22 protein-coding genes and 1 pseudogene are annotated in these 23766 nt (G+C 57.2%); 3 read left to right on the plus strand and 20 right to left on the minus strand.

From position 1 onward, the window contains the following. Positions 1–10: 10 nt before the first annotated feature. The 20 genes and pseudogenes from atpD to rfbC all read right to left on the minus strand — a co-directional run bounded on the left by atpD (position 11) and on the right by rfbC (position 19319). The gene (gene atpD / locus HMPREF1986_RS02135) at positions 11–1405 is read right to left on the minus strand and encodes a F0F1 ATP synthase subunit beta (protein WP_021773092.1); all 1395 of its coding nucleotides are present in this window, start codon (positions 1403–1405) and stop codon (positions 11–13) included. A 26-nt stretch (positions 1406–1431) separates the two neighbouring features. Next, entirely contained in the window at positions 1432–2316 is an 885-nt protein-coding gene (gene atpG, locus HMPREF1986_RS02140; protein ID WP_021773093.1) for an ATP synthase F1 subunit gamma, read from the minus strand. Positions 2317–2328: 12 nt separating this feature from the next. Beyond that, entirely contained in the window at positions 2329–3870 is a 1542-nt protein-coding gene (gene atpA / locus HMPREF1986_RS02145; RefSeq protein ID WP_021773094.1) for a F0F1 ATP synthase subunit alpha, read from the minus strand. A 14-nt stretch (positions 3871–3884) separates the two neighbouring features. After that, complete coding sequence (gene atpH / locus HMPREF1986_RS02150; RefSeq protein ID WP_021773095.1) at positions 3885–4424, minus strand: ATP synthase F1 subunit delta; 540 nt, start codon at positions 4422–4424, stop codon at positions 3885–3887. After that, complete coding sequence (gene atpF / locus HMPREF1986_RS02155) at positions 4421–4924, minus strand: F0F1 ATP synthase subunit B (protein ID WP_021773096.1); 504 nt, start codon at positions 4922–4924, stop codon at positions 4421–4423. Before atpF ends, atpH begins: the two co-directional genes overlap by 4 nt. Before the next feature lie 86 nt (positions 4925–5010). After that, the gene (gene atpE, locus HMPREF1986_RS02160) at positions 5011–5292 is read right to left on the minus strand and encodes an ATP synthase F0 subunit C (RefSeq protein WP_009216295.1); all 282 of its coding nucleotides are present in this window, start codon (positions 5290–5292) and stop codon (positions 5011–5013) included. Between the two features lie 78 nt (positions 5293–5370). Beyond that, positions 5371–6132 (minus strand): F0F1 ATP synthase subunit A, encoded by a 762-nt coding sequence (locus HMPREF1986_RS02165; protein ID WP_021773097.1) that lies wholly within the window; start codon positions 6130–6132, stop codon positions 5371–5373. Positions 6133–6135: 3 nt separating this feature from the next. Next, positions 6136–6570, minus strand: a complete 435-nt coding sequence (locus tag HMPREF1986_RS02170; RefSeq protein ID WP_009216293.1) for an ATP synthase subunit I — start codon at positions 6568–6570, stop codon at positions 6136–6138. A gap of 4 nt (positions 6571–6574) precedes the next feature. Continuing rightward, complete coding sequence (locus HMPREF1986_RS02175; RefSeq protein WP_021773098.1) at positions 6575–6844, minus strand: AtpZ/AtpI family protein; 270 nt, start codon at positions 6842–6844, stop codon at positions 6575–6577. 263 nt (positions 6845–7107) lie between these two features. Further along, a complete protein-coding gene (locus HMPREF1986_RS02180) occupies positions 7108–7998 on the minus strand; it encodes an RnfABCDGE type electron transport complex subunit B (protein ID WP_021773099.1) in 891 nt (296 codons plus the stop codon). Between the two features lie 13 nt (positions 7999–8011). Continuing rightward, positions 8012–8626 (minus strand): electron transport complex protein RnfA, encoded by a 615-nt coding sequence (locus HMPREF1986_RS02185; protein WP_021773100.1) that lies wholly within the window; start codon positions 8624–8626, stop codon positions 8012–8014. A gap of 197 nt (positions 8627–8823) precedes the next feature. Continuing rightward, positions 8824–9573, minus strand: a pseudogene (gene rsxE, locus HMPREF1986_RS02190) (electron transport complex subunit RsxE); the annotation flags it as partial. Further along, positions 9566–10198 (minus strand): RnfABCDGE type electron transport complex subunit G, encoded by a 633-nt coding sequence (locus HMPREF1986_RS02195; RefSeq protein ID WP_021773102.1) that lies wholly within the window; start codon positions 10196–10198, stop codon positions 9566–9568. The gene HMPREF1986_RS02195 and the pseudogene rsxE, both read right to left, overlap by 8 nt. Beyond that, entirely contained in the window at positions 10195–11139 is a 945-nt protein-coding gene (locus HMPREF1986_RS02200) for an RnfABCDGE type electron transport complex subunit D (RefSeq protein WP_021773103.1), read from the minus strand. The genes HMPREF1986_RS02195 and HMPREF1986_RS02200 overlap by 4 nt, the downstream gene beginning before the upstream one ends. Beyond that, the gene (gene rsxC / locus HMPREF1986_RS02205) at positions 11136–12506 is read right to left on the minus strand and encodes an electron transport complex subunit RsxC (protein WP_036598901.1); all 1371 of its coding nucleotides are present in this window, start codon (positions 12504–12506) and stop codon (positions 11136–11138) included. The genes HMPREF1986_RS02200 and rsxC overlap by 4 nt, the downstream gene beginning before the upstream one ends. A gap of 175 nt (positions 12507–12681) precedes the next feature. Then, positions 12682–14520 carry a glutamine--fructose-6-phosphate transaminase (isomerizing) gene (gene glmS, locus HMPREF1986_RS02210; RefSeq protein ID WP_021773105.1) on the minus strand — a complete coding sequence of 613 codons (1839 nt, stop codon included), beginning with the start codon at positions 14518–14520 and terminating at the stop codon, positions 12682–12684. Between the two features lie 383 nt (positions 14521–14903). Then, the gene (gene lgt / locus HMPREF1986_RS02215; RefSeq protein WP_036598903.1) at positions 14904–15794 is read right to left on the minus strand and encodes a prolipoprotein diacylglyceryl transferase; all 891 of its coding nucleotides are present in this window, start codon (positions 15792–15794) and stop codon (positions 14904–14906) included. Between the two features lie 118 nt (positions 15795–15912). Beyond that, positions 15913–17907: an NAD-dependent DNA ligase LigA gene (gene ligA / locus HMPREF1986_RS02220; protein ID WP_021773108.1), complete on the minus strand. Its 1995-nt coding sequence runs from the start codon at positions 17905–17907 to the stop codon at positions 15913–15915. A 28-nt stretch (positions 17908–17935) separates the two neighbouring features. Beyond that, positions 17936–18679: a pseudouridine synthase gene (locus tag HMPREF1986_RS02225; RefSeq protein WP_021773109.1), complete on the minus strand. Its 744-nt coding sequence runs from the start codon at positions 18677–18679 to the stop codon at positions 17936–17938. Positions 18680–18704: 25 nt separating this feature from the next. Further along, positions 18705–19319, minus strand: a complete 615-nt coding sequence (gene rfbC, locus HMPREF1986_RS02230; RefSeq protein WP_036598888.1) for a dTDP-4-dehydrorhamnose 3,5-epimerase — start codon at positions 19317–19319, stop codon at positions 18705–18707. Between the two features lie 435 nt (positions 19320–19754). Between rfbC and HMPREF1986_RS02235 the strand changes: the two genes are divergently transcribed. The 3 genes from HMPREF1986_RS02235 to HMPREF1986_RS02245 all read left to right on the plus strand — a co-directional run bounded on the left by HMPREF1986_RS02235 (position 19755) and on the right by HMPREF1986_RS02245 (position 23619). After that, entirely contained in the window at positions 19755–20936 is a 1182-nt protein-coding gene (locus HMPREF1986_RS02235; protein ID WP_021773111.1) for a low temperature requirement protein A, read from the plus strand. Positions 20937–21000: 64 nt separating this feature from the next. Beyond that, entirely contained in the window at positions 21001–22410 is a 1410-nt protein-coding gene (citG, locus tag HMPREF1986_RS02240; protein ID WP_021773112.1) for a triphosphoribosyl-dephospho-CoA synthase CitG, read from the plus strand. 429 nt (positions 22411–22839) lie between these two features. Continuing rightward, on the plus strand, positions 22840–23619 hold the full coding sequence (locus HMPREF1986_RS02245; protein ID WP_036598889.1) for a hypothetical protein: 780 nt from the start codon (positions 22840–22842) through the stop codon (positions 23617–23619). Positions 23620–23766 lie beyond the last annotated feature (147 nt).

The following is a 23766-nucleotide window of genomic DNA, read 5'->3' on the forward strand; positions in this document are numbered from 1 at the left end:
TGCTCTCCTCCTACTGCTTCTTTGCCTTCTCGAAGACCTCGTCGATCCCTCCCACGAGGAGAAACGCGCTCTCCGGCAGGGAGTCGCATTCACCGCCGAGAATCATCTTAAAGCCGCGGAGCGTCTCCTTCAGGGGGACATATTTCCCGGGAAGTCCCGTAAACTGTTCCGCGACAGAGAAGCTCTGGGAGAGGAAATTCTGGATCTTTCTCGCTCGGTAAACGGTGATCTTGTCCTCCTCGGACAGTTCGTCCATACCCATGATCGCGATGATGTCCTGGAGCTCCTTATAGCGCTGCAGGACCTGCTGTACCGCTCTTGCGATCTCATAGTGCTCCTGTCCCACGACCTCCGGCGTCAGGATGCGGCTCGTGGAATCCAGCGGATCCACAGCCGGGTAGATTCCCTTGCTGGCGATATCCCGGGAGAGAACGGTGGTCGCATCGAGATGGGTGAAGGTCGTCGCCGGGGCCGGGTCCGTCAGATCGTCCGCCGGGACATAGACCGCCTGAACCGAGGTGATGGAGCCCTTCTTCGTCGAGGTGATCCTCTCCTGCAAAGCTCCCATATCCGTTGCGAGGGTGGGCTGATATCCCACCGCGGACGGCATACGCCCGAGCAGGGCGGAAACCTCGGAGCCCGCCTGCGTGAATCGGAAAATATTGTCGATGAAAAGAAGCACATCCTGATTTCTCTCATCGCGGAAATACTCCGCCATGGTCAGGCCGGAGAGGCCGACCCTCATTCTGGCCCCGGGCGGCTCGTTCATCTGCCCGTAGACCAGAGCGGTCTTATCCAGGACGCCGCTCTCCTTCATCTCTCCGTAGAGATCATTTCCCTCACGGGTGCGCTCTCCGACTCCCGTAAAGACGGAGATGCCGCCGTGCGCCGTGGCGACATTGTGGATCAGCTCCATGATGAGAACGGTCTTTCCGACTCCCGCTCCCCCGAAGAGGCCGATCTTTCCCCCCTTTGCGTAGGGGCAGATCAGGTCCACGACCTTGATTCCGGTCTCCAGAATCTCCGTCGCCGGAGTCTGGTCCTCAAAGGAAGGAGCCGGACGGTGGATCGCCCAGCGCTCCTCCGTCTTTGGCGCCGGCTTCTCATCGACCGGCTCTCCCAGGAGATTGAAAATTCTCCCGAGGCAGGCATCCCCGACCGGCACGGTGATGGGTCCGCCGCAGTCCCTCGCCTCCATGCCCCGCACGAGGCCATCGGTAGAACTCATGGCAATACAGCGCACCACATCGTCCCCGATCTGCTGAGCGACCTCAGCGATGAGCTTCCCGCCGTCGTGGCTGATCTCAATCGCGTTGAGAAGCGACGGCAGCTGCCCTTCCTCGAAGCGGATATCGAGCACAGCGCCCATAATCTGTATTACCTTGCCTATATGCTGCTCACTCATGTATCGCTCTCCTTGTTCCCGCCCTATCACTGTCCCTCGGCGCCCGCGACGATCTCCGTGATCTCCTGGGTGATCGACGCCTGACGCGCGCGGTTGTAATAGAGACTCAGTTTATCAATCATTTCTCCGGCATTGTCCGTCGCCGCCTCCATCGCGCTTCTCCTCGCAGCCAGCTCACTCGCCTCAGAGCTCGCGATCGCGCTGTAGAGGAGCCCGGAGAGATACTCCGGAACAATCGCGTTGAAGACCTCCTCGGCGCTCGGCTCATAGAGAATCAGATTCTGAGCAATCTTCTCCTCCTTCCCCTCCCTCCCGCAGATCACGCAGGCATCCTCCCGGAAGTCCGAGAGCGGAAGAAGACTGGTGGAGCCGGTTTTTTGACTCATCATGGACAGAAATTCCGTATAGATCAGCGCGATATGTCCGAAGCTTTTCTCGCGGTAGCGCTCACAGAGAAGCTTCGCGATGGCATAGCAGTCGGATACCCTTAAGGCAGAGACCAGATCATATTGCTCCGTCACGATCGGAAAACTCCTCTGTCTCGCATACTCCAGGCTCTTCTTTCCGAGCGGAAGCACAGAGAAGCGCTTTCCCGCGCTTTCCTCCTCCAGAAAACGGAAGAGATTCGCATTATAGCCGCCCGCCATGCCGCGGTCTCCCGCGATGACGATATAGCAGTAGCTGTCCTCTCCGTTTTCCCTGGTGTAGGGGGAGGTGAAATCATAGTTTCCAAGCGCAATATTGCAAAGCGTCTGGCGGAGAATCCGGAAATAGGGCTTGCTTCTGTCCGCCCTCTCCTTTGCTTTTCTGAGCTTCGAGGAGGCCACAAGCTCCATCGCCTTCGTGATCTGCATCGTATTCTGTATGCTTTTGATCCGGAGTTTGACTGACTTCATATTCGCAGCAGCCATCTCTGTCCCCCCTTACTTCGCGTCCCGCTCAGCGGCCTTTCTCGCCGTAAAGTCCTCCGTGAAACGGAGAAGAGCGGCCTTGAGTCTCTTCTCGCTCTCCTCCTCGAGCTTTCCGCTCTTTCGGATCTCCTCCATGGCATAGAGCCCGTCGGCATCCGAATCGAGGTAGGAGAAGAGCTCCTCTTCATATTCATGGATATCTCTGACCTCGACAGAGCTCAGAACATCCTTTACCACGGCATAGAGGATCGCGACCTGCTTCTCCACCGAAACCGGAGAGGACTTGCCCTGCTTCAGCACCTCCACGATCCGCTCTCCCTGCGCAAGACGCGCCTTGGTGTCCGCGTCGAGGTCGGAGCCAAACTGTGCGAAGCTCTGGAGCTCCCGGTACTGGGAGTAAACGAGCTTCAGGGTGCCCGCGACCTTTTTCATCGCCTTGATCTGCGCATTTCCTCCCACACGGGAGACGGAGATGCCGGGATTTACGGCCGGCATGATGCCGCTGTGGAAGAGCTCGGTCTCCAGAAAGATCTGTCCGTCCGTGATGGAAATGACATTGGTCGGAATATAGGCGGAGACATCGCCCGCCTGTGTCTCGATGATCGGAAGAGCCGTGAGGCTTCCTCCCCCCATCTCCTCGGAAAGCTTCGCCGCTCTCTCCAGCAGTCTGGAGTGCAGATAGAAGACATCTCCGGGATAGGCCTCTCTCCCGGGCGGTCTCCGGATCAGAAGCGAGATCGCGCGGTAGGCGACCGCGTGCTTCGAGAGATCATCGTAGATAATCAGGACATGCTTCCCCTGATTCATGAAGTACTCCCCCATCGCGCAGCCCGAGTAGGGGGCGATGTACTGGAGCGGGCTCGGCTCGGAGGCCGTCGCCGCGACGACGATGGAATAATCCATCGCCCCCGCCTCCTTCAGCTCGTTCACGAGAGCGGTCACGGTCGATCTCTTCTGACCGATGGCCACGTAGATGCAGAGGACGTCCTTCCCCTTCTGATTTATGATGGTGTCGATCGCGATCGTCGTCTTTCCGGTCTGGCGGTCCCCGATGATCAGCTCTCTCTGCCCTCTTCCGATCGGAATCATGGAGTCAATGGCCTTGATGCCGGTCTGGAGCGGCTCCTTGACAGGCTGCCGCTTGATGATGCCGGGGGCGGGACTCTCCACCGCGCGGAACTCACTGCTCTCGATCGGGCCCGCCCCATCGATCGGCTGTCCGATCGCATTGACGACGCGGCCGATCATGGCCTCTCCCACGGGCACCGAGACCACTCTTCCGGTGCGCTTTGCGGTCTGTCCCTCCTGGATCCCGACGTCCGAGCCGAAAAGCACTGCGGACACGCTGGTCTCCTCCAGGTTCTGCGCCATACCATAAGTGCCGTCCTGAAACTCCAGAAGCTCCCCCGACATGCAGTTCGTCAGGCCGCTGACCCTCGCGATCCCGTCTCCGACGGTCAGGACCGTTCCGGTCTCATTCTGGATGATGGCATTCTCATAATATTTGATCTGACTTCGGATGACCTCCGAAATCTTTTCTGGCTTTAATTCCATTCTATGCCCATCCTTTACAATACGTATTCATCAAGCTTCTTTCGGATCGCGGAGAGCCGGCCCGATACCGTGCCGTCCAGTCTCTTTCCGTCGATCTCGACGAGAAGTCCTCCGAGAAGGGAAGAATCCAGCTTCTCCGTAAGCTCCACCTCTTTCCCGCTTCGCTCTCTCAGGCGGGAGAGGAGCTCTCTCCTCTCCTCCTCCGTGAGCGCCACGGCGCTGAAAACCGTCGCCTCCAGTATCCCGTGATCCCGGTTGTAGGCGTTTTTGAATGTTCTCTCCGCGCCGCTGTAGGAGCTCAGAAGGCCCCTCTCCACGAGGAGCTTCAGGAAATTCAGAAAATAGGGCTCAATGCTGCCGCGAAAGGCCTTGTCCAGAAGGGAAAGCCTCTCCAGCTTCGGCAAAGAGGGCTCAGAGAGAAGACGGATATAGTCCGGATTCTCCGAAAAAAGCTTCCCCACCGTCCGCATCTCCGAGAGTATCCTCTGATCCAGCCCCTCCTCGCGGGAGAGCTCGTAGAGGCTTTTGCCGTAGAGCTCCGCCGCGTTTTTCATGAGGCCTCCTCCACGTTTTTCAGGAAGTCTTCGATCAGGCTTCGGTGATCCTTTTCATCGATCTCCTTCTCCACGACCTTTCCGGCGATGTCCATCGCGATGCCGCCGATCTCGCCCTTCAGCTCATTCAGCGCCTTTCTCCGCTCCTGCCGGATATCCTGGTCCGCCTTCGTCTTCAGATTCTTTGCCTGCTCCTCCGCCGCGCGAAGCAGCTGCTCGGAGCGGGATTCCGCGTCCTTTTTCGCCCTGTCAATGATGGAGGACGCCTCCGCTCTCGCATTCGCCATATTCTTCTCGTACTCCGAGCGGACGCCTTCCGCCTCCTCACGGGCTTTTTCCGCGGCCCGGATATCCTGATCCGCCTTCTCCTGCCGCTTTCTGATCACCTCCTGCACCGGCTTGAACAAAAAGCGCTTGATGAGATAGAGCTGAAGAAAAAGATTCAGAATCGTCGCGATGAAGGTCCAGGGTACAATGGTTACTAATTGCTGAGTTTCCATTTACTGCCTCCGAAATAAGTGTATAAGTCTCCGCCAAGCGGGCAAATGCCGGACAGGCCTGCCTGCACGAGCATTGGGACGGACGTTTATTTCAGGAAGTTCATGAACATTCCCGGCGCAACGAAGATCAGAAGAAGTCCGGTGACAAAGCCGTAGATACCGGTGGTCTCCGCGATTGCGCAGCCGAGCAGCATCGTGCTCGTGACATCGCCCTTGCACTCCGGCTGCCGTCCGATCGCCTCCAGTGCCTTCGCGACGGCATTTCCTTCTCCGATACCGGGTCCGATACCGGCGATCAATGCGCATCCCGCTCCGATTCCACAGCCGCCAAGTGCAATTCCTCTCGCAAGAAACTGAAAATCTGTCATTTTATTTTCCTCCTAAAGCTGTCTGCCGGTGCTTCCGGCATGGACGTTTCTGTAGTAAGTATAACTCCCCTGTCCTTCCTAGCCCTCCGCCGCGTTCGCGATATACATGATCGTGAGCATGGTGAAGATAAAGGCCTGCATGATGCCGGAGAACCAGTCGAAGTAGAACGAAAGGATCGCCGGAAGCCCTACATCCAGAATCGGAATCTGGGAGAGAAGCTGCCCCGCCGCGCCGGGGATCAGGTGAAGAATCGCGGAGGAAGCCAGGGCGAGAGCCGCGTAGATGAGGCCGTTGATGACAACTCCCGAAAGGATATTCCCGAAATGACGGCAGGCCATGCTGATGGGCGTCGCGATCTCGGAGAGAACATTGAACGGGGTCATCACAAAGATCGGCGTCGTAAAGCCCTTCAGGTAGCCGAGGACACCGCCCGCCTTGATCTTGTTCGCCGTAATCATGATGAAAACGACGACGGCCCAGGCCGCCTCCACGGAGAGATCCGCCGTGGGACTTCTGAGGCCGGTTAAGCTGATCAGATTCGAGACGACGCTTGTGGAAAAGAGAGCCGCGACAAAGGGAATCATGCGGTCAAAGCGCTTCCCCCCCGTATTGCTTCGCACCAGATTCGTCGCGGTCTCCACGAGAAGCTCCGCCACCGCCTGGCGCTTTCCGATCTTTTCCACCTTGAGATTTCTCGTCAGGAATATGCAAAGCCCGGTGATGATCGCCATGACGAGCCAGGAGACCAGGATGGTCTCTGTGATCAGGATATCCCCGAGAACGGGGATGCCCGTCGGGATGCGGAAGAAAATTTTCGCACCCGAGATATCAAAGTTCATAAATTACTTCTCACCTCCCTCTGTCTCTTCCGTCCTCTTTCTCCCCGAAAAAATCCCCCGGAGCCGGATCAGCGTCCCCGGAAAAAGGAGGGGCAGGATCGCCGCCACCGGCTGAAACGGCGGGGCGACCAGCGCCAGGATGATCCAAAGAAGCTGCATGAGATTCCGGTTTCGGTAGGAAAGACGCATCTTCTGATAGGCGTCCTCCTCCTTTTCCGTATTCACGATGCTCTGGACCGTCATCCCCATCATAAAGAAATTCAGGACGGAAACTGCCGTGCCGAGTGCTGCGCTGAGCGGTACCCGATAGTCAAAGGGGATCCTCTCCGGAAAGCAGCGGTGAAGAAGAAAAAAGACGGCGAGCATCAAAAGCATCATGAGGATACTGCCCCGCGCCACTCTCCCGCTCTCCTCCTTTACCGTCTTTTGTACCTTCATCTCTCTATCCCCGATGCTGATTGAATGCCGCTGTCTCCCGCTTCTTTTTCTCCTCTTCCTCCCGCTTCATGATCGAGCGAAAGAGCTTCCACGCCGTCATAAAGGAGCCGCCGAGCCCGAAGAAAAACCCCGGGATATAGACCCACTCTCCGAGAGAGAAGCGAAGGCTCAGCTGCTGACACAGAAAAAGGCATAAAAGAAGCGGCATCGCGAGAGAAAGACCCAGCTGCGTAAGGATGGAGATATTCCGATAAATATTTGACCATTTGCGCATACTGAAGCTCCTCCCGCGGCGCCGTCCGGCTTTCGCTGTTAAAGATGCCGAAAAAACTCAGATTTCACAGACTTCCAAAATGCCGCTACAAACTCAAATTCTACCGCAGCGAAGGGGATAAATCAAGGTTTGGAATCGGGCAATTTGTCGTAAAAAGCCGGGAAAACGACTGTTTCCCCGGCTTTTTACTTATTGCATTTTACGATAAATCATTCCCCGGCGCCCCTGCCGGTTTTCAAGGACAGCCGCGAAAGGTCCAAAGCTTATTGTGCTCCCCCCTCCGCTGCCTTGAGCGCATCCTTTTGGGGAGGCGGCGGAGCTGCCGCCGCGGGCTTTGGCTTTACGGGCCGCTTCCCGGTGATCGCCCCCGTCGGGCATTTCTGAGCGCAGATTCCGCAGTCGGTGCACTTTTCATTCATAACTGCGAGATTATCCGTGACGTGAATCGCGTCAAAGGGACAGTTTTTCTCGCAGAGCCCGCAGGCGATGCAGCCGATGGAACAGGAAGTCCGCACATCCTTTCCCTTCAGGAGATTTTTGCAGGCGACGAGACGCTTCTTCTTATAGGGCACAAAGGCGATGAGCTTCTTCGGACAGGCCTTGATGCAGGCACCGCAGGCGGTGCACTTCTCCTTATCGACGACGGCGACGCCGTTTATCACATGGATCGCATCGAACTGGCAGACCTTCACGCAGGAGCCGTAGCCCGCGCAGGAGTAGGGACATTCCTTCTCCGAGCCGTTCGGAACGACGGCGAGATCCGAGCAGTCCGCGATGCCGCTGTAATGATAGCTCTGCTTCGCCTTATCACAGGAGCCCTGGCAGTGGACGAAGGCCACCTGCTTCACCTTATCGAGATCCCCCGCCTCTGTCCCCATAATTTCGGCGATCTTCTTAGCTGTGGGGGCGCCTCCCACCGGGCACTGCGTGACCGGGGCCTCCCCCTTCGCGATGGCCTTCGCGCAGCCGTCGCAGCCCGGAAAGCCGCAGGCTCCGCAGTTATTTCCGGGGAGCGCCGCTCTCACCAGAGCCTCCCTCTCATCGACCTCGACCTTGAACTTCTCCGAAGCCACTCCCAGAAAGAGACCGAGGATGAGCCCGGTCGCGCCCACGAGGAGAGCGGCTACCAGGACAAATGTCGTGATATTTTCCATAATCCTTCCCTCCTTAAATCATACCGCTGAAGCCGAAAAAGGCGATCGCCATGAGGCTCGCGGTGATGAGCACGATCGGGGAGCCCTGAAAGGCATGGGGAATCCTGTCATTGTCCGCGATGATATTTTCACGGATCCCGGCCATAAGAAGAAGGGCCAGAGCGAAGCCGACGGAGATCCCGATCCCATAGACCAGGCACTCGATGAAATTGTAGCCATAGGTCACATTGTTCAGCGCAACGCCGAGCACCGCGCAGTTTGTCGTGATGAGCGGAAGGTAGACGCCGAGCGACTCATAGAGAGAGGGGATATTTTTCTTCAGGAACATCTCCACAAACTGGACCAAAGCCGCGATCACGAGGATGAAGACGATCGTGTTCAGAAACTCCAGCCCGTCCTTCAGCCCAAGCGCCCTGCAAAGCGGCCCCGAGGCCTTCAGAAAGAGGATATAGATCGCATGGGTGATGACGGAGGCGATCGCGATGACGAAGATCACGGCTCCCCCCATTCCCTTCGAGGACTCCGTCTTCTTCGAGACGCCGAGGAAGGGACAGATGCCCAGGAACTGGGAAAGCACCACATTGCTGACCAGAGAATATTTGATTGCTATCAGTAAAAGCCCCAGCATCCTTATCCCTCCCTTCCGATCGGACTCTCCTTAGGATCAGAGCCCTTATCCGCACTGTCTGCCTGCTGCTTCCCGCTGTCCTTCTCCTCCTCCGGCTGCTTACTCTCCGCCTGTACTTCAGAGGAGCTCTCCGCCTTCCGGCTCCCGGGTCTTAAACGGGAGCGCCCCGCAGGCTTCTGTACCTCCTCCTTCGCGCCCTCCGAAGCGGAGACAGCGGCGCTTTCCTTCTTCTGGGAGACCGACTTCTCCTCTGTCTTCGGCTTCGCAGCGCTCTTAGGCTCCTTGCTCTCACAGGAGGCAAAGCAGCCCATGCAGTTTCCGGCGCAGACAAAGTCCGCCGGAGCGTCCCCGTTTGTCGCGGAGGGGAGCTTTAGCTTGTTCTGAATCGCCGTGAGCACCGCGAGCACCAGGAAGGCGCCGGGCGCAAGGACAAAGATATTGATGCTGAAGGCCTCCGGGATCAGGCGGAAATTAAAGATCGTTCCGGCGCCGATGAGCTCCCGGACCGCTCCGATCACCGTGAGCGCGAGGGTAAAGCCGATCCCCATTCCAAGACCGTCCATGAAGGAAAGCATCGGCTCATGGGAGAGCGCATAGGCCTCCGCTCTCCCGAGGATGATGCAGTTCACTACGATCAGCGGGATATAAATGCCGAGCGCCTCATAGAGCCAGGGCACATAGGCCTGGATCAAAAGCTGAACGATCGTAACGAGGGAGGCCACTACGACAATCTCCCCGGGGAGCCGCATCCGATCCGGTATGATCTTCCGAAGCACCGAGATCAAAAGGTTGGAAAACATCAAGACCGCGGTCGTGGACAGACCCATGCCGAGTCCGTTCAGAGCGCTGGTCGTCGTCGCAAGGGTCGGACACATGCCGAGCATGATGACGAAGGTCGGGTTTTCCTTTACGATGCCGTTATAAATCCTTTCCGTATATTTATCCATTCTTCCCGCCTCCTCCCTGCTCCAGGACATAGTCCCCGATAAACTGTGTCGCGGCGTTTACCGTATTCGTGACAGCGGTGCTCGTGATCGTGGCCCCGGAGATCGCATCGATCTCATTCTCCCCGGCGCCTCCGCCCTTCTTCACGGAGAGCTTCGTGCCCTTTCCCGCGAACTGCTGATAGAATTCCGGCTCCGTGGCCTTCTGCCCGAGCCCCGCCGTCTCCGGAAGCGTCTCCGGAAAGGAGATCCCGGAGACCTTCAGGTCTGGGGTCACTCCGACGACCACGATGACATTCCCTCCGTAGCCGGCCGCCTGCCCCTTCACGATATAGCCGATCGCCTCTCCTCCCGCGTCTTTTGCGGCGACAGCGGAGAGAAGCTCCGCACCGCCGTTGTCCGCGGAGACCGTTCCGTCCGTTTTCGCTTTTTCAAGAGCGTCCGTCAGGCTCTCCTCATCGTAGCTCTCCGCGTCCATCACCTTGTGGTAGGACTCGATCGTGGACGCCATATTCGCCTCATAGATCCTCTGCTTCGTGAGACCGTAAACTCCGCCGAGGAGAAGTCCGGAGACCAGGGTGATGGCAGTCAGGACGATTGCGTCCTTGACAAAGGAATCCTTCTTCATGACTTCTCTCCCTCCCTTCCGAAAGCCTTCGGAATCGTTTTTTCATTGATCACGGGCACAAGGATATTCGTCAGGATAATCGCGTAGGACACGCCCTCGGCGGAGCCGCCGAAGAGGCGGAAGAGCCCGGTGAGAAGCCCGAGGATCAGTGCGAAGATGATCTGGCCCTTCGGCGTGATCGGCCCCGTGACATAATCAGTCGCCATGAAGAAGGCCCCGAAGATCAGGCCTCCCCCGAGGATTTCCGCGAGCACATAATGGAGGTCAAAGCCTCTTCCCCCGAAGAGAAGCGTAAACAGCGCGACGGTCCCGATATAGATAAGCGGAATCTTCGGGGAGATCACTCTTCTCAGGATGAGATAGAGCGCTCCGATCAGGAGGCAGAGCTTCGAGACCTCGCCGATCGTCCCCGGGATCTGCCCCAGGAAAAGAGTGCGGAGGCTCTGCACCGCCGCGGGATCCGCCTTCATCAGGGCGAGCGGCGTCGCGGAGGAGACCGCATCTGCCCCGACTCCCCGGAACTTCGTCATCGGTCCCGCAAAGGAGATCAGGAGAAAGCAGCGGGCCGCAAGGGCCGGATTCATGAAGTTTCTTCCCAGACCGCCGTAGAGCTGCTTTACGACGAGGATCGCAAAGACCGCCCCGACCACCGGCATCCAAAGCGGGATATCCGGCGGACAGTTCAGGGCGAGGATCAGCCCCGTGACCGCGGCGGACCAGTCCTTCACCGTGTTCGGAAGCTTCATGCACAGCTCATAGAGATACTCCGTAAGAACTGCGGCCGCGGTGGTGAGAACGATGACGAGAGCGGCGTTTAAGCCCCACTGCATCACGCCGTAGATCGCGGTCGGCAGCATGGCGATCACGACATCCCGCATGATCTCCGCGGTGCTGATCCTGTCCCTTATATGAGGATTCGCAGAGAGATTCAGCATTTTCATTTCTTTTCCCCCTCTTTCTTCCCTTCCGCTTCCCGCGCCTTCATGGCAGCGGCTCTCCGCTCCGCATTCACCCTTCGCTTCATTTCCTTAAAGCCCTGTGTCAGGGGGCGCTTCGCCGGACAGACATAGGAGCAGCATCCGCACTCGATGCATTCCATCCCATACAGCTTCGTAAAACGGGCGGTATCTTTTCTTAAAGCCGACTGCATCATGAGAGTCGGCATCAAATTCTCCGGACAGGCGGAGACGCATCTCCCGCAGTTGATGCAGGCTGTCGTCGGCTCCGCAGAGACCGGGTCCTTCAAAAAGGCCAGGATGGAGCTTGAATTTTTCACAAGCGGCACATCGAGCTTAAAGAGAGGAACCCCCATCATGGGGCCGCCGGAGATGACCTTCTCCGGATCCTCCTTAAAGCCCCCCGCGGCATCGATAATCTCCTGATAGCTTATGCCGAGCGGCACCCGGAAATTCCCCGGCTTCACCACCGCGTCCCCCGTCACCGTGAGTATCCTCCGAACGAGCGGCATGGATTCGCAGACCGCGTCGTAGATCGCGATCACGGTGTCCACATTATCTACCACCACTCCCGCGTCCGCGGGGAGCATGGAGGAATTGATTTTCCGCCCTGTCGCCGCGTAGATGAGCTGCCGCTCTCCCCCCTGGGGATATCTCGTTCGAAGGGACAGGACCTCCATCCTGTCCTCCGACTTCACAAGCTCCGACAGCTTCTTGATCGCCTCCGGCTTGTTGTCCTCGATGCAGATCTTCCCTGCCGCATTCGGAAAGAGGCGGAGCAGCACGCGAAGACCGCCGATCAGACGCTCCGGATACTCCAGCATATCCCGGTAGTCCGAGCACAGATACGGCTCGCACTCCGCGCCGTTTACCAGGAAATAGTCGATCTTCTCCGGCTCCTTCGGAGAGAGCTTCACCGCAGTCGGAAATCCCGCTCCCCCAAGCCCCACGATCCCCGCATCTCTCACGATGGAGACAATCTCCTCTCTGCTGAGAGATTTGTAATCGCGCTTCTCCCCGAAGCCCGGAATCTTCTCGTCGTTCTGGTCGCTCTCGATGAGGATGGACTCCGCCATGGCACCGCCCGGCGTCAGTCTCTTCTCAATCGCTTTCACGCTCCCCGAGACGGAGCTTATGACCGGCGCGGAAATGAATCCGCCGGCCTCCGCTATCGTCTGTCCGACCAGAACCTTGTCCCCCTTTTGCACCACGGGCTTTGCGGGCGCGCCGATATGCTGGGACAAGGGATAGACCATGGTCCCCTTCGGCCTGATTTCCCGGATCGCCTCCCCCATTGCGAGCTCCTTGCCGTCATAGGGATGGACTCCGCCCTTGAAAGTGGAAATACCCATTTTTGATACCTCCCAAATATGATTCCGCAGACTCTTTTTATCATTATAGATGAGAAAAATTCTTCCGACAAGCAAAGAAAGAACCATGCATTGGATTTAGTGCATGATTCTTTCTGATGGCTCTTTGCTTTCGCTGTTAGATTTTTACAATAAGTTCCTGCCTAGCAGGATCTTTTCACTCCACCGTCACGGATTTCGCGAGATTCCTCGGGCGGTCCACGTCCAGTCCCCGGAGCACGCTCACCCGGTAGGCAAGGAGCTGGAGCGGGATTACAGAGAGACTCGCGGAAAAGAGCGGCTCTGTCTCCGGGAGGAGAATGCTGCCGTCCGTTCCGGAGAGAAGCTCTTTGTCCTTTCCCATAAAAAGCGCATAGAGACAGCCTCCCCGGCTCTTCACCTCCGCCATATTGGACCGCATCTTCTCGAAAAGCTCCGGCTGACTGAGAATCCCGATCACGGGTACGCCTTCTTCAATCAGGCTGATCGCCCCGTGCTTCAGTTCTCCGGCCGCGTAGGCCTCTGCGTGGATGTAGCTTAACTCCTTCAGCTTGAGGGCAGCTTCCAGCCCCGCCGCGTAGTCGATCCCTCTCCCGAGGAAAAAGACATCCCGCGCATCCCGGCAGCGCTCCGCAATCCCGGAAAGAGAATCCGAAAGCGAGAGGCAGAGGGAGATCTTCTCCGGGAGCTCCCGGAGCGCCCCTGTGAGCCGCTCCTCCTCTGCTCTCGTTAGTCTCCCCCTCGCCCTCGCAAGGGCGAGGCACAGGATATAGCCCGCCATGAGCTGTGCGCTGTAGGCCTTTGTGGTCGCGACAGAGACCTCGGGCCCGGCAAGCGTATAGAGGACATAATCCGCCTCTCTCGCGATGGAGGAGCCGGGGACATTTACGATGGCAAGCGTCGAAGCGCCCCGCAGCTTCGCCTCCCGAAGCGCGGCCAGTGTATCGGCGGTCTCCCCCGACTGGCTGATCAGGATCACCAGATCCTCCGAAGAGAGGAGCGGCTTCCGATAGCGAAACTCCGAGGCAAGCTCCGTCCGGACCGGTATCCCGGCGAGGGCCTCTATCCCGTACTGAAGCGCGCTCCCTGCGTAGAAGGCCGAGCCGCAGGCGACGATCCAGACGGAGCGAAGCTTCTGAAGAGCGGAATCGGAGATTCCGATCCCGGAGAGAGAGATCCTGCCATCCCGCAGCATGGAGCGAAGTGTCTCCTCCACCGCAGCGGGCTGCTCATGAATCTCCTTCAGCATAAAATACGGATAGATGCCCTTCTCCGCCGCCCGGCCGTCCATCTCGATCCGGCCCATCTCCTTCTCGATCGTCCTTCCCTTTTCATCGAAGAAGCTGATGCCTCTCTCCGTGAGACGCGCGATCTCCCGGTTTCCGATATAGCAGACCGAATCGCTGTACTTCAGAATCGCCTGGACATCGGAGGCGAGACAGCAGCCATCCTCTCCGCGCCCGATGATCATGGGACTGTCCTTCCGGACGGCCCAGATCTCATCTGCCCTCCCCTGAAAGAGGATCGCCAGGGCATAGGATCCTCTCGCCCGCTCCATGAAACGCCGGATCGCCTGCTTCGGCTCTCCCTCCGCTCTATCAAAGCAATGTTCGATATAGTTTGCTGCGACCTCCGTATCCGTCTCGGAGTAAAAGCGGAAGCCCTCTCCGAGAAGCTCCTCCCGGAGCTCCCGATCATTTTCAATGATGCCGTTGTGGACGAGCGTCACTCCCCCATGCATGGAGACATGCGGATGCGCATTCTGCTCGGAGGGGGCGCCGTGCGTCGCCCAGCGCGTGTGTCCGATGCCGCATCTCCCCGGAAGAAGCGCCCCTCCCTCCGTCTTTTTGATCAGATTCGAAAGCTTTCCCACCGCCTTGCTGATCGAAATCCCGCCGTCCTCCCGAAAGACCGCGATCCCCGCCGAGTCATAGCCCCGGTATTCCAGTCTGGAAAGCCCGTCCAAAAGGAGCGGACCCGCCTGCTTTCTCCCGACATATCCCACAATTCCGCACATAAAAAGCTCCTCTCACAGATCCAAAATCATCCCTGAGCGGGAGACAGCTCTCCGAAAGCATCCCAAAATAAAGGGAAGTCCTCCGCCTCTTATCTTATAAAAGACAAAGGCGAGGAGACCGTCCCCGCTCTCTTTCCATGACCTGGTGAGTGAGAGAAGCTCTGTTACGGTTTTGATTCCGCTTTTTCCATTCCCTCTTTCGATTCACTACTCCGTGGCAGCATCCGCCGAATCCTTCGATCACTGCCAGCCTCGTCAACCGTCTCCGGTCCCGGCGCTATGCGGCCCGTCTCTCCTTTCCCTCAGACCGACATTTGCAGTACTATAGCACGTATGAGAAGAAAGCGCAAATCCGCATCTCTAAAAGCGCGGAGGAGAGGCTGTCAGGAATTCCCTCCCGGATTCCCTTCCCTTTCCTTCCTCCTTCGGAGCATAAGGATATGCGCCGCGAGAGAAAGAAGCACGAGAAAGGCGGAGAGAAGTTGAGACACGGCAAGCTTTGTCCCCCAGAGGAGAAGGGAGTCCGTCCGCAGACCCTCGATGAAAAACCTGCCAAAGCCGTACAGGCCGAGATAGAGGAAGAAGATCTGCCCCTCAAAGAGCTTCTTTCCGGAGCGGCTCCAGAGAAGAAGAAAGAGGAAGACGGCGAAATTCCAGGCGCTCTCATAGAGAAAGGTCGGATGGACCTGAATATAGCGGACGCCGTCCACGAGGATCTCCCGATCCAGTACGGAGCGGGTCAGCATATTCTGATTTACGATATCCTCCCGGAGACGCATCGCAAAGAGCGAATCCGTATAGCCCCCGAAGGCCTCCGCGTTAAAGAAATTCCCCCAGCGTCCGATCGCCTGTCCGAGGATCAGGCCGATGACGCCGCTGTCCGCCATATTCAGGAAACGGAGCTTCCGCCACCTCGTAAAGAGAAAGCAGCAGAGGATCGAGGTCAGAACGCCGCCATAGATCGCAAGCCCCCCGTGGCGGGTCATGAGAATCTCCGCGGGATGCTTCGAATAATAGCCCCATTCAAAGATCACGTAGTAAGCCCTCGCGCCGAGGATCGCAAGCACGATGGTGTAGAGCGCGAAATCCTGAATATCGTCCGCCTTCCCTCCCCTGTTCTGATAATCCCGGGAGGCGACCAGTATGCCGATCAGCATCCCGATGGCGATGATAATCCCGTAAAAGGCGATTCGAAAGCCGAAGGGCGAAATCGAATTCACGAGATGGCGGATGCCGATGCCAAGATGCGGAAAATATACGTCGTATGAATTCACCTTTGTCTTTCCTTTCCGATCCCAAAAATCCGCTTCGAAGCTTCTATGGCGGTCTATGGGGCAGTCAATGGCGGTCTTAAGCGGTACTGAGCGGTTTTTTAGTCCTGCCGCGGAGCTCTCAGTCTCCCTGCGCACTCTCCCGGCTCTCTCCCAGTATCTTCAGGAACTCCTCCTCCGTGACGATCGGGATGCCGAGCTCCTTGGCCTTTTTATTCTTTCCGGATTGAGAAGAGCTGTCGTTATTCACAAGATAGGAGGTCTTCTTTGAGACGGAGCCCGAGCACTTCCCCCCCGCCCGGAGAATCTCCTCCTCGAGCTCCTTTCGGTTTTCAAAATGTGTGAGATTTCCCGTGATGACGATGGTCTTTCCGCGGAGCGCTCCCCCCTCTTCCTCTCTCTCCTCCTCCCTTCCGATCCGAAGCTCCGGGAGAAGCTCATGGAGCTCTGAAAGCTGCTTCTCCGAGTGGAAATAGGCATAGAGCTTCTCCGCAAGCACCTCTCCGATGCCATCCACCTCCAGGAGCTCCTCCTTTTTTGCCCCCCGGATAAGACTGAGCTCCTGGTGAAAATGCCGGCAGAGCAGACGCGCGTTGGCGAGCCCGATCCCGTCGATCCCGAGTCCGTAGATCAGATGATAGAGGAGCGTATCTCTGGATTTCTCCACTGCCTCCATCAGTCTCTCATAGGACCTTTCACCAAAGCCCTCCATCGAGAGAATTCCCTCCCGGTGCCGTTCAAGATGGTAGAGGTCCCGATAGCTTTTAATAAAGCCGTGCCCGATGAATTTCTCGAGCGTCATCTCGGAAAGTCCCTCGATATTCAAAGCATCCCGGCTCACAAAGAGGGAAAACTTCTTGATTCTCTTCGCCGGACAGTCCGGATTTTTGCAGTACAGAAACTTCGCATCCTTATCCTTTCTGACCTCCGTCTCCTCCCCGCAGGCAGGGCAGCGGGAGGGCGGGGAGAGCGTCCCGGATTTTGTGAAATTCTCCGAAAGCTGAGGGATAATCATATTCGCCTTATAGACAGAGACGCGGTCCCCCAGCCCGAGGGAAAGCTCCTCGCAGAAGGAGAGATTGTGGAGACTCGCCCGGGAGACTGTCGTCCCCTCGAGCTCCACCGGATCGAAGATCGCGACCGGATTGATGAGTCCGGTCCTGGAGGGAGACCACTCCACCTCCCGGAGCACGGTCTCCGCCTCCTCATCCCTCCACTTAAAGGCAAGCGCATTCCTCGGAAACTTCGCCGTCCTGCCGAGCGATTCCCCATAGGCGATGTCCTCCAGGAGAAGAACCAGGCCGTCGGAGGGGAAGTCATTGTCCTTCACCCTCTCCGAAAAATCCTTCACGGCAGCCGGGACCTCTTCTCCCCGAAGCAGCCTGTACTCCACGACGGAGAAGCCCTGCTCCCGGAGGAATTCAAACTGCCTCCTCCTGCTGTTCTGAAAATCCACGGGGCTCCCGTCCTCCTCTTTTGCGGAGACCAAAGAAAAGGCGAGCAGCTTCACATGCCGCTCCTTCGTAATCCCGGGGTCCAGCTGGCGGACAGAGCCCGCGCAGAGATTCCTCGGGTTCTTATAGCGGGCCTCCGCGTCCAGGATGCCGTCATTGATCCTCTCAAAGTCCGAGTAACGGATGAGCGCCTCCCCGCGGAGCACGAGGCTCCCCGAAAAGGGGATGCGGGTCGGCACATTGTCAAAAACTCTGACATTTTGCGTGACGAGCTCCCCGATCTCTCCGTTCCCCCGGGTGACTCCCCGGACCAGCTCTCCCCCCTCGTAGTTCAGAACGATGGTGAGCCCGTCCAGCTTCCAGGAGAGAAGCCCCTCCCTGTCCCCGAGCCATTCCGCGAGTGCCTCCGGGGACTTTGTCTTATCGAGAGAGAGCATGGGGGATAAATGCCGCACCTTCGGAAGCTCCGAGAGAAGCTCATAGCCCACCCGCTCTGTGGGAGAAGCGGAAAGCACGATCCCCGTCTCCCTCTCCAGCCCCTGGAGCTCATCGTAGAGCTTATCGTACTCGAGATTCGACATGATCTCGTCTCCGTCCTGATAATAGGCCTTTGACGCCCGGTTCAAAATCTCGACCAGTTCCTTCATTCGTTCGATCTGCATCAAAGCTTCCGCATCCTTTCCTCCGGCATCACTCCGGCCAAAGTTCCTCCGAAAGTCCGAGCTCTGAAAGCCCGATCTCCCGAAACTCACCGGGTCTGAGTCCCTCCAGTCTTAAGGAGAGGATCCGGACCCTCTTTAAGCGTTTCACCTCATAGCCAAGCGCCTCGCACATCCTCCGGATCTGCCGGTTCAGTCCCTGGCTTAATACGATATGAAACTGCCTCTGCCTTCTTCCCGGCGGGAGGCGGAGATCCTGCCAGACCTCGCAGGGGCGCGTCTTTTGATTGAGCTCCGGAAGCTCCACACCGTCCGCGAGGCGGTCCAGCGCCTCCCTCGTGAGAGGCCTGTCCACGGTGACGACGTATTCCTTCTCATTCCGTCCTCCCCGGTTGATGCGATTCACAAGCTCGCCCTGATTGGTGAGGAGGATGAGTCCCTCCGAATCCTTGTCCAGCCGTCCGATCGGATAGACCCGCTCCGGATAGCTCACAAGCTCCACGATATTCTTCGCTCTGTCCTTATCGGAGCAGCTGCACACCACTCCCCGAGGCTTATAGCAGGCGAGAAGGACTCTTCGCGGAGCCTGCGCCCGGACAGCCCTTCCCGCCTTCTTCACCAGCTTTCCGTCCAGCTCAAGGCGGTCCTTTTCCTCGACCTGCTGCCCCATTTCCGCGGTCTCCCCGTTCAGGCGGACTCTCCCCTCGGCGATCCAGCGGTCCGCCTCTCTCCTCGAGCAAAGCCCGAGCTCCGAGAGGCATTTATTGATTCTCATCCCTGCCCTCCTCTCTCCTGCTCCCTCAGACCTTCCCGGTGAAGTGAAAGCTCTCCCGAAGGCCAAGCCATTTCTGGTCCTTCTCCGAAAGGATCAGTTTTGTCCCGTCCTTAAGGCAATAGGGGGATGCATCCGTGGAACCGGGATAGGTTCCCGTAAGCTCCGGCCATTCGATGTGAAGCTCCGGATCGTTCCAGGCGATCCCGCCCTCATCCCCCGGGCGGTAAAAGTCCGTCACCTTATAGCAAAACTCCGCCTCCTCGGAGAGCACCAGGAAGCCGTGCGCAAAGCCCTCGGAGATGTAAAACTGCCGGTGATTCTCCGCTGTGAGCTCCACGCCGAAGTGCTCCCCATAGCTCTCACTCCCCTCCCGGAGGTCCACCGCGACATCATAGACCCTGCCGCGGATCACGCGGACCAGCTTTCCCTGCGGATACTGCTTCTGAAAATGCAGGCCTCTCAGCACGCCCCGCACGGACATACTCTGATTGTCCTGCACAAAGCGCATATTGAGCCCGGCCTCCTCCATATCCCTCTGATTATAGGTCTCCATAAAATAGCCGCGGCTGTCACCGTGCACCGCGGGCTCTATGATATAAAGACCTCTGATCGGCGCTTCCGTCACCTTGATCTGTCCCATATCCTCTTCCCCCTTCCCAGCGTTCCAATTCCGCCCTGCTAAAGGGCATATCAATGCCCCTCCCGCAGATTGTCTGTCCGCCTCTTCCGTATTTGGCATCTGAGCTTTTCCGTCGCTTATTCGCCAGGCTGCGCCAAGCATAAACAAAAAATGCGGCAGCGCTGCGGTTCTATCCCTTTATCCCGTCAAATATCCGGATACTCGTGCAAGATTGTATCCCATATCGGACAAAATTTCCAGTCCGCTTCCATTGAGCGAAGAAGAAAGCAGACCGCTTTCAAAGACAGCTTTCAAAATGGGAAGGAGCGCTGCAGGCGGAGATCTGTTCAGACAGGAAAAGTGCTGGCTTATCGCCCGCACTTTCGTTATACTGAAGCCATTGCATCATTCCGGTATCAAAGCGCGTCTCCAGGATGCGACGGCAAAGGGGAAAATATGGAAAAGCAGAAGGAAAACGAAACGCAGGACCTGCCCGGCGGAAAGGGCGAAAAGAAGGTAGAATACATCGAGCTTTTTTTCGATCTCATTTTCGTCTTCACTCTTCGGACGATCAACGCGCTCTTTCACGACTTTGAGACAGAATTTCCGCCTCTTCCCACTCTTTTCTCCTTCTTCTTTCTGATGCTTGTCGCACTGCAGGTCTGGTACTTTGCGACCATGTATTTCAATCGCTACGGGAGAAAGTCTCTCCGGGATTATCTCATGATCCTGGCCAGCATGTTTTTCCTGTACTATATGTCCTTTGGCGCCAATCTGGACTGGCAGAAGCACTATCTTCCCTATTGCATTGCCTGGGCTTTAATCCTCCTGAATCTCGCCTACCGAAACTGGGACAAGCGAAAGAGAGGGCCTCAGCTGGATGAGCTGGACCGGAAAATTCTGGGCAATAACGTTTTTATCGAAAGCGCCGAGGCGGGAATCATTCTCCTCTCGATCCCGGTCCAGGCATTCTTCGGCCCCGTCCTGGCCCCTGCCGCGCTTCTCTTTGGCTATACCGCAAGGGCCTTTGAGTACCGCTATTATAAAAAGCGCACCGTCGATTTCCCGCATCTTTCGGAGCGGGTGCTCCTGCTTGTGATCCTGACCTTCGGAGAAATGATCATCGGCATCTCGGAATTCTTCCACGGCGGCTCAAATATCCTCCTGAATCTCTTCGCCTTCCTGACCGTGGTCGGCATGTTTTTGCAGTACGGTTTCTACTTCGACAATATCCTGGATCATCATAAAAGGACGAGCGGACTCGGCTTTCTCTCTCTCCACGTCGTCCTGATCTGCTCCATCAATTCCGTGACCATCGCCCTGGAATTCTTTTCGCGGGAGGGAATGGCGCAGTTTCCGAGGCTCCTCTTCCTGCTCATAAGCATGATATCCTATTACATCCTTCTGGTCGGTGTGGACCGCTACGCGAAGGACTGTTTCCGGAGCATGGGGCGTCTCTTCTTCTGCACCGGCGCCCTCATCCTCCTCTATGTCCCGGCGGTCCTGCTCCTCGGCCGTTCCCCCTTCTCCGCGATCACTATCACCATGCTCTATGTCTTTGCGAATTTCACAGGCATCCTGATCCTCTACCGGAAGAAGACGGGGCGGAAGCTCGAGCTCGGAGGCTACCTGGAGTAAGCAAAGGGCCGCGGCTCACAGCTTTTCCGGAGAATGAAAGGCATTCGCTTAAGCCGGAGGAAAAATGCGGAAGAACTACCACGAAGTTTCACTGCCTGAAGTCCTGGACGCCAGAGAAAAACGGGTGCTGCGTCAAAAGGAACTGCTCCTTCAGTATAAAAAGCCCCTGCTCTGCTTTACGATGAATATTGCAGGGCCCGTGAAAAACTCCCCTCTGATCCGGCAGGGCTTTCTATATGGCCTGGAGGACCTCTCCCTCCAGCTCCGGAGGGTGAAGGCCGAGATTCTGTACCGGAAGATATGGGATGAAGCGACGGGGAACGAAGCCTTCCTCGTGATCGACGCTTCGCCTTCTACAGTCAAAACGCTTGCCTGCGAACTGGAGGATGCCGATCCCCTGGGACGGCTCTATGACATGGACCTGCTTATGCCTTCGAAAGACTCCGCCTCCGGCTTTCGCAAGATGGAGCGAGAGGAGCTGGGGTTTTCCGGAAGGCAATGCCTTCTATGCAAAAGGCCCGCGAAGGAATGCGCTTCCAGAAGAATCCATCCCCTGAGCGAGCTCGTCGCCAGGACCGATGAGATTCTGAAAAACGCCATACGGGAACGCACGGCCATAAGAATCGCGGAGCTTGCCACAAGATCTCTCCTCTATGAGGTCGCCATAACGCCAAAGCCCGGCCTTGTGGACAGGGCGAATAACGGCAGCCACAGGGATATGGATTTCTATTCCTTTTTAAACAGTGCCGCCGCCCTTTGGCCGTATTTTAAAAAATGCGCTGCCTTCGGCATTCAGGCGGCGGAAAAGGCGGAAAGAGGAGAAAAGGAAGATCTGCCGGAGCTCTTCCGCTCCCTTCGCCTGCCCGGAAAGCTTGCGGAAAACCAGATGCTCCGCGCCACAGGCGGCGTCAATACCCATAAGGGGGCGATCTTCTCGATGGGAATCCTCTGCGCCGCCGCTGCAAGTCTCCCGGCGGATCGCTGGGATGAAAGCGAAACCATCCTTTCCATCTGCGCCAGGATGACAAAAGGAATTATGGCCGAGGACTATAAGAATCTGACGGTCGATACCGCAAAGACCGCCGGTCAAAGGCTCTACCTGGAATATGGCATCACAGGAGTCCGCGGGCAGATGGAAGAAGGTCTTCCTGCGGTATCCGCCTATGGCCTTCCGCTATTGGAAAAGCTCCTAGCCGAGGGAAGGAGTACGGATGAAGTCGGCGCAGCGGTCCTGCTCGCCATCCTTTCTCATACGACGGATACCAATCTCATCGCAAGAAGCGATCTGCCGACCCAAAAGGAAGCATCCCGCCGGGCCGGAGAGCTGCTGGAACACTCCCCCTGCCCCCCTAAGGAAAAAATCGAAGAACTGGACCGGGAATTTATCCAGAAAAATCTCTCCCCCGGCGGCAGTGCGGATCTGCTCGCGCTGTGCTGGATGCTGTATTTTCTCAAAACGGACCGCTCTCCCTGAGCACTCAGTGAGGCAGGGCGCTCCATCCTTGCTCCCGCTTTTCCGGTAAAAAACGAGCGCATGCATTCGACGGACAGCTCCAGGAGAATCCTCGCTGCTTCTATTTGCCGGAAACTGCAAATATGCGCTTATGCGCCTGGGCAATACCGCCAGGATCCTCCAAAAAGACTCTCGAAAGTCAGTGCCGGCAAGCTCATCCCTCAGCAGGGCTTCGATCGTTCTCCCTTCGGCCCTGCCCTTATCGCTGAGGACAGATGTGATTTCTGGCTGATTTTTTGTAATGATTTTCTCTTCGAGTAATGCATAAGTGAAAAAATAGTAAAGATTTACAGTATTCTATCCTGCGATAGTATTTGTATTTACCCGCACAGTAGGGTAAACTGATGCTGAAAATAGTTTCTGAAGGAAACAGAAGAAAGGAGGAAAGCAATGAGATCTTCGATGGATGCCGCTGATACAGAGAGGCTTCATCCAGCACGGGATACGGGGCTTAGCGTAAGCCCTTCTCTCACGAAGGAAGCCGGGCATACGGATGCAGGGCTGCAAAGGCAGAATTTCGCCTTCACAGTAAGTCTGATCCTGCTCAAGGGAGCCGGACATACGGATGCGGAAGCACAAAGACAGTATCCCGCCTTCCTGGTAAGTCCGGGCCGGATCGAGGGAGAGGGAAGAGAAAAAGCTGGGCAAACGACTGCCGAGGCCATGAGCGCGGAAGCCACGACTACTGAGCCCATGGCCGTTGAGCCCGTGAGCGCAGAAGCTATAAGCGCCGAACCCATGACCGCTGCACTCGCAGCTGCCGAGGCCATGACCGCTGAGCCCGTGAGCGCAGAAGCCATAAGCGCCGAACCCACGACCGCTGCACTCGCAGCTGCCGAGGCCATGACCGCTGAGCCCGTGAGCACAGAAGCCGTAAGCGCTGCGCTCACAACTGCCGGGACCATGGCCGCTGAGCCCATGAGCACAAAAGCCATGGCTGCTGAAGTCATGCGTACGGAAACCATGAGCGCTGCGCTCGCAGCTGCCGGGACCATAGCCGCTGAGAGATGGAAGGGTGCAGGGCTTCTCCCGATTATACCGGAGAAGCTTCTTCCGATTATGCCGGAGGAATTTCTTCCGATTATGCCGCTCAGTCTTCTTCCGAATGTACCGGCACGGGAGGGGCAGAAGGCTGTCCAAATCATTCGCTGCCGAGGCCATCCGCTGTAATATAAGTGATTTTCTCTGCCGCGCAGCCGATCAAGGCTTTCCGTATCTCTCTCCATTCCAGGGAGCGCGGAGGAATCGCTCCGCAGACGGCATGGAATATCACAGAAGGTTTCAGAATCTACCCGGACATTGACCGTCAGAGGATCT

This window comes from Oribacterium sp. oral taxon 078 str. F0263 (assembly GCF_000469565.1).
Classification (GTDB): Bacteria; Bacillota; Clostridia; order Lachnospirales; family Lachnospiraceae; genus Oribacterium.